General features: G+C 70.3%; 13 protein-coding genes. 4 read left to right on the top strand and 9 right to left on the bottom strand.

Features of this window, described 5'->3' with window-relative positions; genetic code table 11:
* Positions 1-87 precede the first annotated feature (87 nt).
* From ACW9J6_RS16510 to ACW9J6_RS16500, 3 genes are read left to right on the top strand one after another with little or no spacing between them, the layout of a single operon-like run.
* A complete protein-coding gene (locus ACW9J6_RS16510; RefSeq protein ID WP_457117572.1) occupies positions 88-858 on the top strand; it encodes an ABC transporter ATP-binding protein in 771 nt (256 codons plus the stop codon).
* 2 nt (positions 859-860) lie between these two features.
* The gene (locus tag ACW9J6_RS16505; protein ID WP_457117571.1) at positions 861-1,595 is read left to right on the top strand and encodes an ABC transporter ATP-binding protein; all 735 of its coding nucleotides are present in this window, start codon (positions 861-863) and stop codon (positions 1,593-1,595) included.
* Entirely contained in the window at positions 1,592-2,413 is an 822-nt protein-coding gene (locus tag ACW9J6_RS16500) for an IclR family transcriptional regulator (protein WP_457117570.1), read from the top strand. Before ACW9J6_RS16505 ends, ACW9J6_RS16500 begins: the two co-directional genes overlap by 4 nt.
* A 69-nt stretch (positions 2,414-2,482) precedes the next feature.
* Here ACW9J6_RS16500 and ACW9J6_RS16495 read toward each other — a convergent pair whose 3' ends face one another.
* From ACW9J6_RS16495 to ACW9J6_RS16475, 5 genes are all read right to left on the bottom strand, one after another.
* Positions 2,483-3,079 carry a helix-turn-helix domain-containing protein gene (locus ACW9J6_RS16495; protein ID WP_457117569.1) on the bottom strand — a complete coding sequence of 199 codons (597 nt, stop codon included), beginning with the start codon at positions 3,077-3,079 and terminating at the stop codon, positions 2,483-2,485.
* 463 nt (positions 3,080-3,542) lie between these two features.
* Positions 3,543-4,529, bottom strand: a complete 987-nt coding sequence (locus ACW9J6_RS16490) for an ABC transporter substrate-binding protein (RefSeq protein WP_457117568.1) — start codon at positions 4,527-4,529, stop codon at positions 3,543-3,545.
* A gap of 22 nt (positions 4,530-4,551) precedes the next feature.
* Positions 4,552-5,352, bottom strand: coding sequence for an ABC transporter ATP-binding protein (locus ACW9J6_RS16485; RefSeq protein ID WP_457117567.1), 801 nt, complete (start codon positions 5,350-5,352; stop codon positions 4,552-4,554).
* A 7-nt stretch (positions 5,353-5,359) separates the two neighbouring features.
* On the bottom strand, positions 5,360-6,172 hold the full coding sequence (locus tag ACW9J6_RS16480; protein ID WP_457117566.1) for an ABC transporter permease: 813 nt from the start codon (positions 6,170-6,172) through the stop codon (positions 5,360-5,362).
* Between the two features lie 25 nt (positions 6,173-6,197).
* Entirely contained in the window at positions 6,198-7,340 is a 1,143-nt protein-coding gene (locus ACW9J6_RS16475; RefSeq protein WP_457117565.1) for an aryl-sulfate sulfotransferase, read from the bottom strand.
* 231 nt (positions 7,341-7,571) lie between these two features.
* Here ACW9J6_RS16475 and ACW9J6_RS16470 point away from each other — a divergent pair, with 231 nt between their 5' ends.
* Positions 7,572-8,555: a LacI family DNA-binding transcriptional regulator gene (locus tag ACW9J6_RS16470; protein ID WP_457117576.1), complete on the top strand. Its 984-nt coding sequence runs from the start codon at positions 7,572-7,574 to the stop codon at positions 8,553-8,555.
* A 659-nt stretch (positions 8,556-9,214) separates the two neighbouring features.
* On the opposite strand, the gene ACW9J6_RS16465 is transcribed toward ACW9J6_RS16470, so the two are convergent.
* From ACW9J6_RS16465 to ACW9J6_RS16450, 4 genes are all read right to left on the bottom strand, one after another.
* Positions 9,215-10,591: a carbohydrate porin gene (locus ACW9J6_RS16465; RefSeq protein WP_457117564.1), complete on the bottom strand. Its 1,377-nt coding sequence runs from the start codon at positions 10,589-10,591 to the stop codon at positions 9,215-9,217.
* 287 nt (positions 10,592-10,878) lie between these two features.
* Complete coding sequence (locus ACW9J6_RS16460; protein WP_457117563.1) at positions 10,879-12,246, bottom strand: flavin monoamine oxidase family protein; 1,368 nt, start codon at positions 12,244-12,246, stop codon at positions 10,879-10,881.
* A complete protein-coding gene (locus ACW9J6_RS16455; RefSeq protein WP_457117562.1) occupies positions 12,239-13,858 on the bottom strand; it encodes an amidase in 1,620 nt (539 codons plus the stop codon). The genes ACW9J6_RS16460 and ACW9J6_RS16455 overlap by 8 nt, the downstream gene beginning before the upstream one ends.
* Positions 13,839-15,188, bottom strand: coding sequence for an APC family permease (locus tag ACW9J6_RS16450; RefSeq protein ID WP_457117561.1), 1,350 nt, complete (start codon positions 15,186-15,188; stop codon positions 13,839-13,841). The genes ACW9J6_RS16455 and ACW9J6_RS16450 overlap by 20 nt, the downstream gene beginning before the upstream one ends.
* Between the last annotated feature and the right edge of the window lie 84 nt (positions 15,189-15,272).

Here is a 15,272-nt window from a genome sequence, read left to right as displayed (position 1 = left end):
CCTCCCCTGCCTGCGCCGCGCGCTCGGCGCGGCGCAGGCGGCGCCGGACGAACCCGCGCCGGCGCCCCTCGCCCGGGAGGCCCTGCCGTGAGCGTGCCCGCATCCGGCGCGCTGAGCGCCCAGGCGATCACCAAGCGCTTCGGCGGCGTCACCGCCCTCGAGTCCGTCTCCCTCGACCTGCGCCCGGGGGAGATCCACGGGCTGATCGGGCCGAACGGCTCGGGCAAGACGACGCTCCTCAACCTCCTGTCCGGCTACTACCGCCCGGACGGCGGCGACGTGGAGATCGACGGGGACTCCCTCGCCCGCCGCTCGGTCCAGCGCCGGCCGCGGCTCGGCATCGCCCGCACCTTCCAGAAGCCGCGGCTGCTGCCCTCGCTGACCGTGCTCGACAACGCCATGCTGGGCGCGTGGCGCGAGGTGCGCTCGGGCTTCCTCGCGGCGGCGCTCGCCTGGCCGGCCGCCCGGCGAGAGGAGCGGGCGATCCGCGCCCACGCGACGGACCTCGTCCACGGGATCGGGCTCGGCCACGCGATCGGCCGCCGGGCGGGCCTGCTGGAGCACGCCGAGCAGCGCTTCCTGGAGATCGCCCGGGCGCTGGCGCTGCGCCCGCGCTTCCTCCTCCTCGACGAGCCGGCGGGGGGCCTCACCGGGGCCGAGATCGGCCACCTCGCCGCCATCCTCGCGGCCATCCGCGAGGGCGGCGTCGGCATCCTGCTCGTCGAGCACCACACCGACTTCGTGTTCCGCGTCTGCGACCGCGTCACCGCCCTGGACCGCGGCCGGCTGATCAAGCACGGTCGCCCCGACGAGGTCCGCCGCGACGCCGAGGTGGTGCGCGTCTACCTGGGAGCCTGACGATGTCCCGCGCCGGTGCGGTTCTCCTGGAGGTCGAGGACCTCCACGTCGCCTACGGCAAGGCGCACGTCGTGCACGGGGTCAGCCTCGCCGTGCGCGAGGGCGAGTTCGTGGTCATGCTCGGGCGCAACGGCGCGGGCAAGAGCACCATCCTGCACGCTCTCTCGGGGCTGATCCCCAAGCAGCGCGGCTCCGTGCGCTTCGCGGGGACCGACATCACCCGGGCGGCCCCCGGCGACATCGTGCGGGCGGGCCTCGTCCAGGTGCTCGAAGGGCACCGGGTCTTCACCACGCTCAGCGTCGAGGACAACCTGCGCGTCGGGACCTACGCGGGACGGGGCCGGGCCTCGCGGGAGAACCTGGAGCGGATCTACGCCGATTTTCCGGAACTCGCCGAGCGGCGCCACCAGCAGGCCTCGCGCCTGAGCGGCGGCCAGCAGCAGATCCTGGCCGTGGCGCAGGGCCTGATCGCCGAGCCGCGGCTGCTGATCCTCGACGAGCCCTCCGGCGGCCTCGCGCCGATCGTGGTCGACCGCATCCTCGACGTGGCCTCCCGCCTCGCCCGCGCCGGCACGGCGATCCTGCTGGTGGAGCAGCTCGTCGAGAAGGCCCTGCGCCACGCCGCCTACGGCTACCTCCTCGACGCGGGCGCCATCGCCGGGGAGGGGAGCGCGGGCGCCCTGCAGGACAGCGCGCTCCTGCGCCGGATCTACCTCGGCGGGGCGGAGGCCGCGTGAGCGACCCCGTGCCCCATGAATCGCCCGAGCGGCCGCCCGAGAAGCCGCCCGCGGCGGGCGAGCCCAACGCCGTGCAGAAGGTCTGCGCCCTTCTGCGGGCGCTCGCCGCGCCAACGCCGCGGCGCCTCGCCGAGATCGCGGCCGAGACCGGGCTCAACAAGGTCACGGCGCTCAGGATCCTCGATACGCTCGCCCAGGAGGGCTTCGCCGCGCGGGCGCCGGACGGGCGGCGCTGGCGCCTCGGCCCCGAACTGACCGCCCTCACCGCGAGCAGCGGCCGGCCCGACGACCTGCGCGCGCTCGCCCGCCCGAGCCTCGTGCGCCTCGCAGAGATGTCCGGCGACACGGTGCTGCTCTCGGTGCGCAGCGGGGTCGAGGCGGTCTGCATCGAGCGCGAGGTTGGTTCCTACCCGATCCGGGCCAACTACCTCGACATCGGCAGCCGCCGCCCCCTCGGGGTGGGCGCTGGCGCGATGGCGATCCTCGCCTGGCTCCCCGACCGGGAGGTCGAGGCCATCCTCGGCATCGTTGTCCAGCGCCTCGGCCCCTATCCGCGACTGAGCCCGTCGGAGATCTGGGACACCGTCCGCGCCTCGCGCGAGCGGGGCTATACGGTCCTGCTCGATCGCGTGATCGACACGATGGGCGCGATCGGTGTGCCGGTCCGGGACGCTGCCGGCCGTCCGGTCGCAGCGCTCAGCATTGCGGCGCTCACGACCCGCGTGCGCGAGCGCGAGGCACTGCTGGCCGAGGCGTTGCGGCGCGAAGCAAACCTGATGGAGCGCGAGCGCGTTCCCGAATACGGCGGCGACCGCTGACGGCCGCCCCGCGAGCGGTCCGGTTTGCGCTGAGCCGGCGCGGCGTTTGCGGATCAAGTTCGGGGTGCGTCAGCGATCGCTCTGAACGAGGAGCAATGCATAGGCCGTCCCTACAGCCATGGCCTCCGGCACCTGCAAGGCCGACGTGGTATGCCAACCCGCCCCGTCCATCACCATCACGGCGTGTGCGCCCGGCGCCACCGTGCGGGCGATCTCCGCCACGTGCAGGCTCATCGCCTGGGTGTCGGCGCGCGGCATCACCAGGCCCGCGGCCACGGCTCGCGCCCGGCAGGCGGCTGATCGAGCGTTCCGACAGGCTCCCCCGAAGCGCGCGGACAGCACCTTCTTCAGGTCGGCCCAGCGCCAGCGCACCACCCCGTCCCGGGCCACGTCCGCTCCGTCCTCCACCAGCGTGTCGAGATCCGCCCGCTGCTCGGCGCCCATCCGCGCCAGACGTCCGGGACGCGGGCGATCGCACAGTCCGGCGATCCCCTCGGCGTTGTAGCGATGCACCCAGTCGCGCAAGGTCTGCCGATCCATCCCGGCCAGGGTCGCGGCCGCGCTGCGCGGCTGTCCGTCCAGCACCGCCGCGAGGGCCAGACAGCGGCGGGCCTGCGCCACGTCCTTCAGCCGCCGCGCCTCCGCCCGCAACTCGTCTGCCGTCAACTCGGTCCGGTGATCGCCAGCGCCGTCGTTCTGCGTCCAAACCCCCGCCGCACAACGAGGATCACAGCAAAACAGCCGTGTCACCCCACTTTAAGTCACGATTTTTGGCGGCCGGTATCGGGCCGCGGCGTCTCTCTTAGTTCCATAACAGAACTTATGCGAATCACGGTTGTAGGCGCAAAGTTGGAATGTCCCAGCTGGCCAAAGGTGGAATGGCACACTCCCCTGTCCGGACGAGCCTGGGAGGCCGCCATGGGGCGGGTCCTGATGAGCGAGCGCGAATCGAGGCGGCGGTCGCTGCGGCGCCGACGGAGCCGTGGCCGAACGGGCAGACCGAAGGCCAGATCACTCGCCTGAAGCTGGTGAAGCGCCCGATGTTCGGCCGTGCCCATCTCGAATGGCGGACGTTGGAAAGACTTGGCTTCTCGTCCGGCCCCTCGAGGCGCGAGGCCGCGCGGCGCCATCATCGCAGTGCGTCGACGGTCACGCTCGTCGTGGCGACCGCTGCCAGCGGACCTGGCTCGATGAAGGGGCGGAGCGTCTCGACGCTCGGCGCACTGGCCTTGACGAAGCCGCGCCCGACGATCCAGGCACCTTGCTCGACCATGAGGTCGAGCAAGGAACGGTCCAGGCGGGTTCCGATCGCAGTGTCTTTCCAGAGCGTGCGCACGGCGTCCGCGTCGATATTCCCCTGCAGCGTGGCCACCACGGCGGCAGCCGCGGCATTCGGATCGGCTTTCACCCGGTCGTCGGCCGTGACGAGCGCGCCGAGGAAGCGGGTCACGGCGTCCCGCTTGGTCGCCAGCGCGGCGGGGCTCGCCGCCAGGATGAAGTGCGGTTCGTAGAGATCGGAGCGGATGTCCCTGTAGTTCTTCCCGAGCGCCCGCGCGGCTGCCGGGTAGGCGTTCGGGAACGGCACGATCGCATCGACGTCGCCGCGCAGCAGCGCGGGGACGAGGTCTGCCGGCGCGGCGTTGACGATCTCGGCCGTGACGCCTGCCTTGCTCAGGATCTTGCCCAGAAAGAAGTCGGTGTTGGTGCCGAGCGTGACGCCGACGCGCCGCCCTGCGAGATCGGCCGGTGCGGCGATGCCGGAGGTGGCCTTGGCAAGGAGACGCGATCCCTCGTAGCGGGCGAGGTCGGCGACGACCTTGAAGGTCTGGTGACGCAAGGCGCCGATCACGGCCGGAAGCTCGGCCATGGTGGCGAGGTCGGCCTGACCGCCGGTCAGCGCCTCGAAGGCTTCGCGGCCGCTGGCGAAGGTCACGACCGCGACGTCGAGCCCCGCCTTCTTGAACAGACCGTCCGCGACGGCGACGTCGATCTGCGGCATCTGCGGCGCGGGCGACCATGCGAGGGTCAGGCTGTCCTGCGCGCGGGCCGGAAGGGTGGCAGAGGCAACGGCGAGAGCCGAAGCGGCAATCAGCAGGCGGCGGGACATGCTGGCCATGGGGGAGACTCCGGATAGGCGCTCACGGGGCGGGATGAAGGAGATCGACGATCGCGACGCGCAGATCGCCGAGCGCGGCGTCGAAGCGGCTGACGGAGCGCGGACGGGGCGTGTCGATCGCATGGGTCGCCAGGATGCGTCCGGGCGCCTGCGACATGACGTGGACTGTGTCGGCCAGGAGCAACGCCTCGTCGACATCGTGCGTGACGAAGAGCACGGTGGCGCGATGACGGGCGAGAAGACGCAGAAGCAGGGCGTGCATGGAGAGTCGCGTCTGCGCGTCGAGCGCACCGAACGGCTCATCCATCAGGAGGACGCTCGGCTCGCAAACCAGGGTGCGGGCGATGGCGACCCGCTGCTTCATGCCGCCGGACAATTGCCCCGGATACTTCTCGCCCTGGCCGGCGAGCCCGACCTCCTCCAGGGCCGTGAGGGCGCGCTCGCGGCGCTCGGAGCGCGGAACGCCCTGGTTGGCGAGCGCGAACTCGATGTTGCCGCGGGCCGTGAACCACGGAAACAGGGCGTATTGCTGGAAGATCACCCCGACGCGCGGGCTCGGCGCCCTCACCTCTTCGCCGTCGATGCGCGCGAAGCCGTGGCTGAGGGGCACGAAGCCGGCAATGGCGTTCATCAGGGTCGACTTGCCACAGCCGGATGGCCCGATCAGCGCGGTGAAAGACCCGGGCTCGAGGCGCAGGGACGTCCGCTGCAGGGCAAGGACGCCGGAATGCGGGCCGCCGAAGCGGATCTCGGCCTCGTAGAGTTCCACGAGCCCCGCGGCGCGGGTCGTCGCGGGGGCCGTCGGAGCCGTGTCGATCGTCATGCCGCCCTCACGCCTGCTGCCAGTGGACGATGCGGCGGCCGAGCCGGTAGACGGCCGCATCGATGCAGGCACCGATCAGGCCGAGCTCGATCAGGAGCGCGAACATGCGGTCGGTGCGGATGTATTGCCGCGCCTCCTGGAGGCGGTAGCCGATGCCCGACGACGCGCCCGTCAGCTCTGCTGCCACGAGGCTGAGAAAGGCGAGCGCGACGCCCAGCCGGATGCCGGCGAGGATGTGCGGGGCGGCGGCGGGAACCACCACCAGGAAGAACTCGCGCAAGCGCGAGGTCGCCAGCGAGCGCGAGGCGCGGATGTAGATGTCGGGGACGTAGTCCATGCCCTGGTGGGTATTGAACCAGACCGCGAGAAACACAGTATAGGCGATGACGAAATACTTCGAGCCTTCGCCGATGCCGAACCAGACGATCGCCACGGGCACGAGGGCAATGGCGGGGATCGGACGCATCACCGCCAGGAACGGGTTGAGGAGCAGACGGAAGATCCGCGTGCGGCCGGTCAGGAGGCCTGCCGCGACGCCGAGCCCCGCTCCGATCGCGAAGCCGATCGCCGCGCGCGACAGGGAGGCCGCGAGGTCCTTCCACAGGACGCCGCTCGCGGCCATCTCGCGGAAGGCCAGGGCCGTGTCGAGCGGCGTGGGCAGGATGGTGGAGGAAACGGGCGCCAGCACCGTCGCCAGCCACCAGACACCGATCACCAGGGCGAAGGAAGAGAGAGCGCCGGCCGAGCCGAGGCGCGGGAGAAGATGCCGGGATCGGGACGGGCGGGTCCCGCTCGCGGGTGCAACGGCCGGGAGCGTCATCGCGCCATCTCCTGTCGCGGGCGTCCTATCGCTCGAGCCAGGGGATCTGGTCGGCGCTGTAGCGGTGGGCGCGGAAGACGCTGTTCTGCAGCCCGGCCGCGTAGTCGCGGGCCCCGTCGTCGGGATACTCGCCGAAGAAGGGGATGACGTATTCCCAGACCACGTCGCCCTCCGGCGTCACCTCGAACAGGCGGCCGAAGGCGGACTCGCAGATGAAGGTGTTGCCGTTGGCCAGGCGTTCGGCGCTGCCCATGTAGGGTGAGAAGAAGGCCGGCTTGAGCGGGTCGGTGTACTCCCAGACCGTGCGCCCGGAACGCGGGTCGATCTGGACGGCGCGCGAATAGGGGGCGGTGACGCCGGAGCGCAGGTTGCCGTTGTCGAAGCACAGGATCGAGCCGTCGGCCATCTCGATCGGCGTATGCTGCTGGGCCAGGAGGTCGGCGCCGATCCGCCACGCGACCGCACCCGTGTCGCGGTCCACGGCGATGATGCCCGAGGTGACGCGCAGGCTCATGAGGACCAGCCCGTCGCGCGTCTCGCCGAGCCCGTTGACGAAGGGCCAGTGGCGGCGGTCGAAGATGGGATGGATGGGATAGTCCTCGGGCGCGAGATGCTCGCCTGCCGCCCAGCGCCAGACGGTCTCGCCGCGCCGGTTGACCTGCCGGATCACGTCGCCCTGAACAATGCCGTCGGGGGCGTCGCGCCTCGGGTCGCCCCCCGTGACGCGGGCGGAGAGTTCTGCCGAGAGTGGCTCCACCGTGGCGTAGAGAAGATCGCCGTTGGCCAGCCACTGCGCGTCGTGGTGGTGGCGTGGGTCCTCGAAGTGCCAGACGATGTCGCCCTCCGGCGTCGCCTCGTAGAAATCGCCGCCGCGCCAGAGCGGCCAGACCGGATAGGGCCGGAAGGGATCGGGATGGCTGCCGTTGTAGCCCAGATTGCCGTTGGGCAGGATGACGGCGTCGCGTCCGGGGCGGACCGGCATCTGCCAGCGGTGGACGACTTCGCCCGCGATGTCGACGAGGTACACGGTGCCGCCCCCGGTCTGTGGCGCGAACAGCGTGTAGCCTCCAGCCGAGCGGACGGGGTCGGAGGCGATGAGCCCGACGGAGCGGCGGCGCAGCGTGACCTGATCGGGGGTCGATGCCTCGACAGCGGCGGAGACGGACATGAGCGGTCTTTCCAGCAATGCAGTCTACAGCGCGCTTCGGGCGCGGCTGCCTGTCTCTACAACGTTTTTTTACACCGAGCTTCCCCTGTAAACAAGCGTCAACATGCTACGAAAGCTCCATTCGGAGAATGATTACACTTTAATCACAATGCCGGCGAGGTCGTTGTCCCCTTGAGCAACAAACAGGCAAAGCTCCCGTCCCGGCGCCTCGGAGGGCGCGCCACCATCGTGATGGTGGCAGAGGCCGCTGGCGTGTCCCCCTCCACGGCCTCCAACGCCATCACCGGGCGACGGCCCGTGGAGCCGGAGACCCGGATCAAGGTCGAGAAGGCCGCCCTCGACCTCGGATACCGGCCCAATCTGAGCGCCCGCCGGCTTCGCACCGGGGGCGCAGCCAACTTCGCGCTCTTCTCGTCCATGCCCTTTTCGGTCTCCGCCGGCCCATCGCGGCTCGGCTTCATGATGGAGATCGCCGCCGCCGCCTCGATGGCGGCGATGGAGCACGGCATCGCTCTGACGCTGGTTCCCCCGATCGCCGGCACCGACCTGTCGCGGCTCGACCTCGACATCGACGGCGCGCTGGTGATCGAGCCCTCGCGCGCGGACCCCTACTTGACCACGCTGGCGGCCCGGGGCGTGCCCACCGTCGCCATCGGCCGCGTTCCGGGGGGCATGGCGGGGATCGAGGAAGTCGATCTTCAGTCCGAGCTCACCGCCGAGCTTCTGATCGCGCATCTCGCCGAACGCTCGTCGCGCTTGGCGCTGGTCGTCGGAGACATCGATCGCACGTCCTACGAAGTGACGGAGCGCGTCTACCGCAGTTTTGCGCGCCGCACGGACCAAGAGCCGCTCGTGCTGCGCCTGCCGGAGAGTGAGGGCGAGGACGGTGCGGCACGGGCCTGCGCCGAGCTTCTCGCCGGCCATCCGTCCATCGACGGCATGCTCGTTCTCGTGGACGCCTTCGCGACTGGCGCCGTCGAGGCGGCCCGCTCGCTCGGGCGCGGTATTCCGACCGATCTCCGGATCGCGACGCGCTACAACGGGCTGCGAGCGATGCAATGCGACCCGCCGCTGACGGCGGTCGATCTCAGGCTGGACGAGATGGGAGCCCTGGCCGTCCACAAGCTCCTCTCCGCCCTGCGAATGACCCGCCGCGGCAACCGAAAGGCCGCCCCGCCCCAGTCGCTGATCGTCCGCGCCTCGACGCGGGCCTGAAACCAAGGCGTCCCTGTTCGACGGGGCGCGGCGACACTGGGCCTCCCGCTGTTATCACCTCCGGCGTCCCGCTTATGGGGGCCGGGAACGGAGGCGACCGCCTGTCCGAATATCCGCTTGGCCGTCGTTCATTCAGGAACCGAGCCGTTGGAAACCCACCGAACCCGGTCGCCAGCATCCGACTCGTCGACAGCCCGGAAGCTGACCGTCCCGGGGGATGCAAAGGGTCAAAAGCAGCTCCCCGTATGGTCAAGCTGACCGCGCTTGGACCCTACAGGGGGCTGTCTCGTCCCTCGTGCGCCGCGACGGGCCGGACGGGAGCCCCTCAGAGTCCGTCCGACAACGCCCCTGGAAGATCATATCCCCGCACTACGCCCGTGGGCCTACCGGTTGTGATCAACGCCGATTGGTATGACCTCTCATTCGGCCCGGTCCGAAATCCCCGTCCGGTCACCGCCGTCGGGCTCAAAATGGCGGCGCTGGATCACCAAACGAAGGCCCTTGCGCCACCTCGATCCGGTTCGCACCCCAATCCACGGAACTTTGGTCCGCGCGATTCTGGATCATCGCCGATTGCCGCGCCGCGCGGATCCCGCGTCAAGATCGGCGACGGCAGGCAGCGGTCCTGGCAGGCGCGATCGCCATCGCGACGCGCCCGGTCAACCCGGAGTCAGGCCGAGAAGGCCCCCGAGCGGCAGGAGCAGGGTGCCGCCGACGTAGAAGCCGTCCCTGGCGCGGCGGCTCGTGTACGGGTCCCAGTAGGAATTCGGATTGATCACGTACTGGACCACCGGCTCGAAGGCGGCGCCGCGGCCGAGCTCGAAATGGGCATTGGCTTCCAGCACGAACTTGTCCCGCGCGTATGGGGCGCCCGTGCCGCCCGAGACCAGGTTCGCGTCGGCGAGGAACCGCGTGTAGTCCGCGGCCAACCGCTGCCAGTTGAACTTCAGGCCGTAGGTGTCGAGCGGCCTGCCCTGATCCGGAGCCTGGAGCAGGACGCCGCAGAACACGTTCGTCTGGATCGGGATCGTCGGATCGAAGGCCTGTCCGGCACCGATATAAGCCGACAGCGCCGTCGGCGTGGGGTTCTTCTCCAGGCCGCCATCGGCGCGCCAGACCGTCTGCACGCCGGTCAGCACGAGTCCGGAGGTGCCCGATCTCTGCAGGACCGGATCCGAGGGGTTGAGCCCCTTGGAGGTTCCGAGCACCGTCTTGAAATTGTCCTCGTGGCTGGCGGCGTTGAAGAAACCCGTCACCGAGAACCGGCTGGGATAGGCGCTCGTCGTGTAGTCGGTCTTGTAGCCGAGCTCGCTCAGGATCAGCGGGCCGCCCTGGCGCTCGTAGCCCCACTCGTACCCCGACAGGAACGTGGTGTTGGGGCTCACCGAGAAGGCGCCGGCCTGAACGTAGGTGGTGGGCGAGATCTGGTACGCGACGTTGCCCCCCCAGACGCCGTAGAGCGGCCCGCTGAAACCGCCGTTCAAAACCAGCAGGTCCAGGAAGCAGGAATTGATCGAGCCGCAAGGCGGCAGAGCATAGTACTGTATCGGATGGGTTCGGCCGACCTCGACGACGAGCTGGTCGTCGAGGAGCTTCTGCTGATAGGTAAGCAAGGAGAGGCGGGTCGGCCCGGGATTGTACGGCGGCTGATAGCCGAGCGTGGAATCGCCGATATCGCCGGCCATGTTCAGGTTGCGGACGTTTCCGAACAGAAACTGCGTGAAATTGATCGTGCCCCCGGACAGGCCCGCGATCTTCTGCATGTCGGCGGTCATCGACAGCACGAAGTAGGTCGCGTTGGATTGCTGCCCGGGGCGCAGGCCGGCCGACGGGTTGGCTTGGTAGAAGTTGAGGATGGTGAAGTCGAACGTCAGTCCGTGCTCGGCCATCTGGTTCGCGAAGGGCGCCAGCGGACCCGAGCGGACCGGGCTCGCCGCCGTCTCGACACGCTCGGGGTTGCTCCGCTCCTCGGCCTGCCCGTTGAACGCGGCGGCCGCCGACGGCGCCTGAGCGGATGCCGCGGTCGGAGCGCCCATCGCGGCGAGCGCCGCAAGGACCGCGACCGCCCGGCGGCGGCTCCGGACCGCCGGCGATCGACCTTCGAACGCACGGGTTTGAACGATCGTCCACATGTCAGAACCCCCATTTGACGACGCGATCGACCTCAGCCGTTCGAATTCCGGTCTGGCAGACCGGATATGTGCATTTCACACATATCTGGGCGCGAAAGGCCGATCTTTAAGATAGAACCGTATTGGCTAACCTATTTTCTTGTTTTATTTGCCACATGGCGGACACAAGACAGTATCAGAAAGATATCCTGTCAGGATCCGGAGGTCTTAAGGGCGACGAGGACTTCGTCCGCGGCCCGTTCGCCGGATTGCAGCGCGCCCTCCATGTAGCCGCTCCACACGGTGGCGGTTTCGGTCCCGGCCCAGTGGATGCGCCCGGCCGGCTCGCGCACGGCGCGGCCGAACGACGTCCAGGCGCCGGGCGGCATGTAGCCGCCGTAGGCGCCGCGCGTGTGAGCCTCCTGGGCCCAGTCCAGCTCGACGTAGTCCATGATGTCCGCGGCCTGCGGACCGAACAGCCGGACCAGGCAGTCCGTGACGCACGCGCGGCGTGCGTCCGCGCCGCGCCGGCCCCAGACGCGCCCGGCATCGGCTTCCAGGAAACCCACCAGGATGCCCACCGCGGCGTCGGCGGGCGAGTTGTCGTAGACCAGGGAGACCGGCAGGTCCGGCGACGAGGCCAGCCCGGACAACCCCTGCCCGCGCCAGAACGGCCGCGCGTAGACGGCCATCACCTTGATGACCGTCCCCATGGCGGCGCGCTGGGTGTACTGGTCGCGCAGTCCCGCCATCGGCGGCGCGTAGTCCAGCCGCCCCGCGAGCGTCGGCGGCAGCGCGACGACCGCCCGCCGGGCGCGGACCCGCAGGCCGTCCCCGTGCACCGACACCCCGCCGTCCTGCTGCGCGATGCGGTGGACCGGCGCACCCGTGTGGACCCGGTCGCCCAGCGCGCGGGCCATCCGGATCGGAAGCTGTTGCGCTCCCTCCACGAAACGCAGATCCTGCGCGCCCTCGCGCGTGTTGATCAGGGCATCGATCCCCCCCGCCGCCGCCACGTAGAAGAGCAGGTGCAGCAGCGAGAGTTCGTGCGCCTCCACCGAGAACACCGACAGCGCGATGTAGGCCAGGGCGTTGCGGGCCTTCGCGCTCGGGACATGCGCGTCGATCCAGCTCGCGTAGGTCTGTCCGTCCAGGTCGCCGCTTCCCGGCGCCGTCCAGGGCGCGTCGGGCGGCACCTGACGGCGGAGCGTGTCCAGCGTCCCGAGGGCGTCGTCGAGGGCGCGCCGGGTCTCCGGATCCAGCTCCGGGAACAGCCCGGGGCGGCGCTGGACTGCGCCGTCGACGAGGAACAGCGAGTCGCCGTCGACATGGGTCGGGAACAGGTCCAGCCCGTGCGCGCGCGCGGCGGCCAGAACCCGATGGTGCATCGGTCCGACCCACTGGCCCCCGAGATCGACCACCGCGCCGCAGTCGAGCCGGCGGCTGAGCAGGCGACCGCCGACGCGGTCGCGGGCCTCCACGACGCGGGCATCGATACCCGCATCCAGCAGGCGCCGCGCGGCCTCCAGGCCGGCCAGGCCGGCACCGACGACCGCCACATCGCAGGTCAGCTCACCCATGGAGAAGCTCCGGGACATCCTGTTCGTCCTTGCGCAGCGAGTCGGAGACGCGTGTCGCGGCGGGCAGCGGCCCCGAGTTCCCCAAGTGCCCCGAGTGCTCCAAGTGCCGCGCCGCGAGCTCGGCGAAGCGCAGGGGCGTGCGGTCCTCCGCCAGCGGGCCGATGATCTGGACGCCGACCGGCAGGCCGTCGACGCGGCGGCCGGTCGGCATCGCCGTGGCGGGCAGGTTCGCGACGGTGGCCAGGCTCGGCCATTGCAGGGTGTCGAGGTAGGGCCGCGGCCTGCCATCGACCTGCAGGGTGCGGTGCAGTTGCGCGGCCGGCCCGTGTCCGCCCGCATGGTCGTGCGGGAAGGCGGTCGTCGCCGTGACCGGGCAGATCAGCACGTCGTAGGCGTCGAAGAAGGCCCGCCAGGCCCGGCCGAGGCCCGCGCGCGCCGCGCGGATTGCGGGGTCGAGATGGCCGGGCCGTTCGACGGCGCGCAGCAGCGCCTCGGCATACGGCACGGGCCCGGCCGCGCGCGCCAGGGTGACGAACGCGTCCCGCGCCTTCTCGTCCATGCGGCTGCCGAGCACGCCGAACAGCGTCTCGAGGTAGACCGCGCTCGACTTGGCCGGATCGATGTCCGGGCGCGCGCCCTCGTCGATCCGGGCGCCGGCATGCCTCAGATCGTCGACGAAGCGCAGGATGGCCGCGCGGCAGGCACTTTCGAGCGGATAGGCATCGAGCCACAGCCCGACCCGGAAATCCGCCAGCCGCGCGTGCCGCGCGACGGGCAGCGGCGCGGCGCCGTCCGCGCCTGAAAGGTCCAGAAGGACGTCGAGCGCGAGCGACAGGTCGCCCGGGTCGCGCGCCAGCGGACCGATCACGCTCAGTTCCGGCGGCCGCGACGGGTCAGGCGCGGGCGGGAGATGGCCCGCCCCCGGCAGGAGCCCGTACGTCGTCTTGTGCCCGTACACGCCGCAGAAATGGGCCGGGCAGCGGATGGAGCCGCCGATGTCGCTGCCCAATTCCAGGGCGGTCAGTCCCGCGGCCAGCGCGGCCGCCGAGCCGCCGGAGGAGCCGCCGGGCGTCCGCGACGGATCCCACGGATTGCGGGTGGTGCCATGGACGTCGTTGTAGGATTGATGGTCGCCGCAGGCGTAAGGCACGTTGGTCTTGCCGTAGATCACCGCTCCGGCCCGGCGCAGGCGCGCCACGGCGACGGCGTCGGCCGCCGGCCGGTGGTCCTTCATCGCCGGCATGCCGCAGCAGGCGCTCATGCCGGCGACCGCGAACGAGTCCTTGATGGTCATCGGCAGGCCGGCAAGCACGCCCGCACGGCCGCCCTGCGCGCGGATCCGGTCGACGTGCCGGGCCGCCGCCAGGGCCGAATCGCGATCCTGGTCCACGATCGCGTTCAGCACCGGGTTGAGGCGGTCGCTGCGCTCCCAGTGAAGGCGCAGCAATTCCTCGGCGCCGATGCCGCCGCGGTCCAGGGCCCGCAGCATGTCGCGTGCGGAGCCCAGCAGAAGATCGTCCGCAGGCGCGCGTTGTTCAGAGAAAGACATGATGCAAGACTTCCAGCAGGACTTTCGATCGTCGCGTTGAGAGTCAAACGTCCAGCACCACACGCCCCTTCTTGTTGAGCCACAGGCCGTACAGCACGCCGATCGCCAGCCACGCGGCGCCGATTGCCAGCGCCTCGGGCTGCATGCCGGTGAACACCGCGAGCACGACCACGATGCCGACCACCGGCACCACGACGTGGGGCAGGAGACGCCGCGCCGGGTTGCGGATGCCGAGTTCCACCAGGACCGACAGGTGCAGCATCAGGAATCCCGACAGCGCACCGAAATTGACGAAGGAGGCGAGCGTATCGATGCGATCGCGCATCGCGAGCGCCACGAGCAGCGACAGGGCCGTCGAGAACGCCATCGCGGCGTCGGGAAAACGCCGCTCGCTGTGCAGATGTGCGAAGAAGGGCGGCAGCTGCCGATCCCGTCCCATGGCGAACAGCACCCGCGCCACGCCGACCTGCATCGGCAGGGCATTGGCGAAGCCGACCCCGATCGCCATCAGCCAGGCGAGCGCCGTCGCGGACCACGGCCCGACCTGCACGGCCAGGAGATCGAAGATCGCCGTCGCCGGGTTCTGGATCTCGACACCCGCCATCAGGTTGCCCAGGACCCAGGTGGTGACGAAGAAGACCGCCGTGCAGATCAGCAGGACCCCCATGATCGCGCGTCCGACCACGGCCCGGTCGCCGTCCCGCACCTCTTCCGAGAGCGTGGAGATGGCGTCGAAGCCCAGGAACGAGAGGACGCAGATCGACGTGGCGGCGAAGAGGCGGCCCGGGTCGAACGCGGCCGCGTCGTAGATCGGCGCCAGGGTCAGGCCGCCGGTGCCCCGGCCCTGAGAGAGCGCGTGGATGGCCAGCCCCAGCACGCCGGCGACGATGACGCATTGCACCAGCACCGAGAGCAGGCTCACCCGCGTGGTCACCTTGACGCCGAGCCAGTTGATCGCGAACGCGATGCCGACGAGGATCACGACCCAGGTGCCGCGGTCGATCCCCGGCATCAGCGTCTGCATGCCGACGGCCATCAGCGTGAACACCAGGGCCGGGATCAGCAGGTAATCGAGCAGGATGAGCCAGCCGGCGAGGAAGCCCGCCAACGGTCCGAGACTGTGGCGCGCGTAGCCGTAGACGGAGCCCGCCTGCGGCACGACCTCGACCATCAGGGCGTAGCTCTTGGCGGTAAAATACATGCAGACCGCGCCCAGCAGGTAGGCCAGCGCGATCAGGCCGCCCGAGGCCTCCCAGACGAAGCCCAGCGTCGACAGCGGCGCGACGAGCGCGATGTAGGCCAAGCCGTAAGCGACGAGGTCGCGCAGGCCGAGGTCTCGTCTGAGGCCGGACGAAGGGGAAACGTCGACGGTCGAATGAACTGAGATATCCATCGCTAGGCCTTCGTAATTTAAGTTTTTACTGCCGATGTCCTGCTTGCCGGCACAGAGTTGTTTTTTCGGAAAGGATTCCGTTTG

Source organism: Methylobacterium sp. JK268, assembly GCF_054052225.1.
Note: the sequence above shows the minus strand (reverse complement) of the source record. Positions and strands in the feature narration are given on the sequence as shown.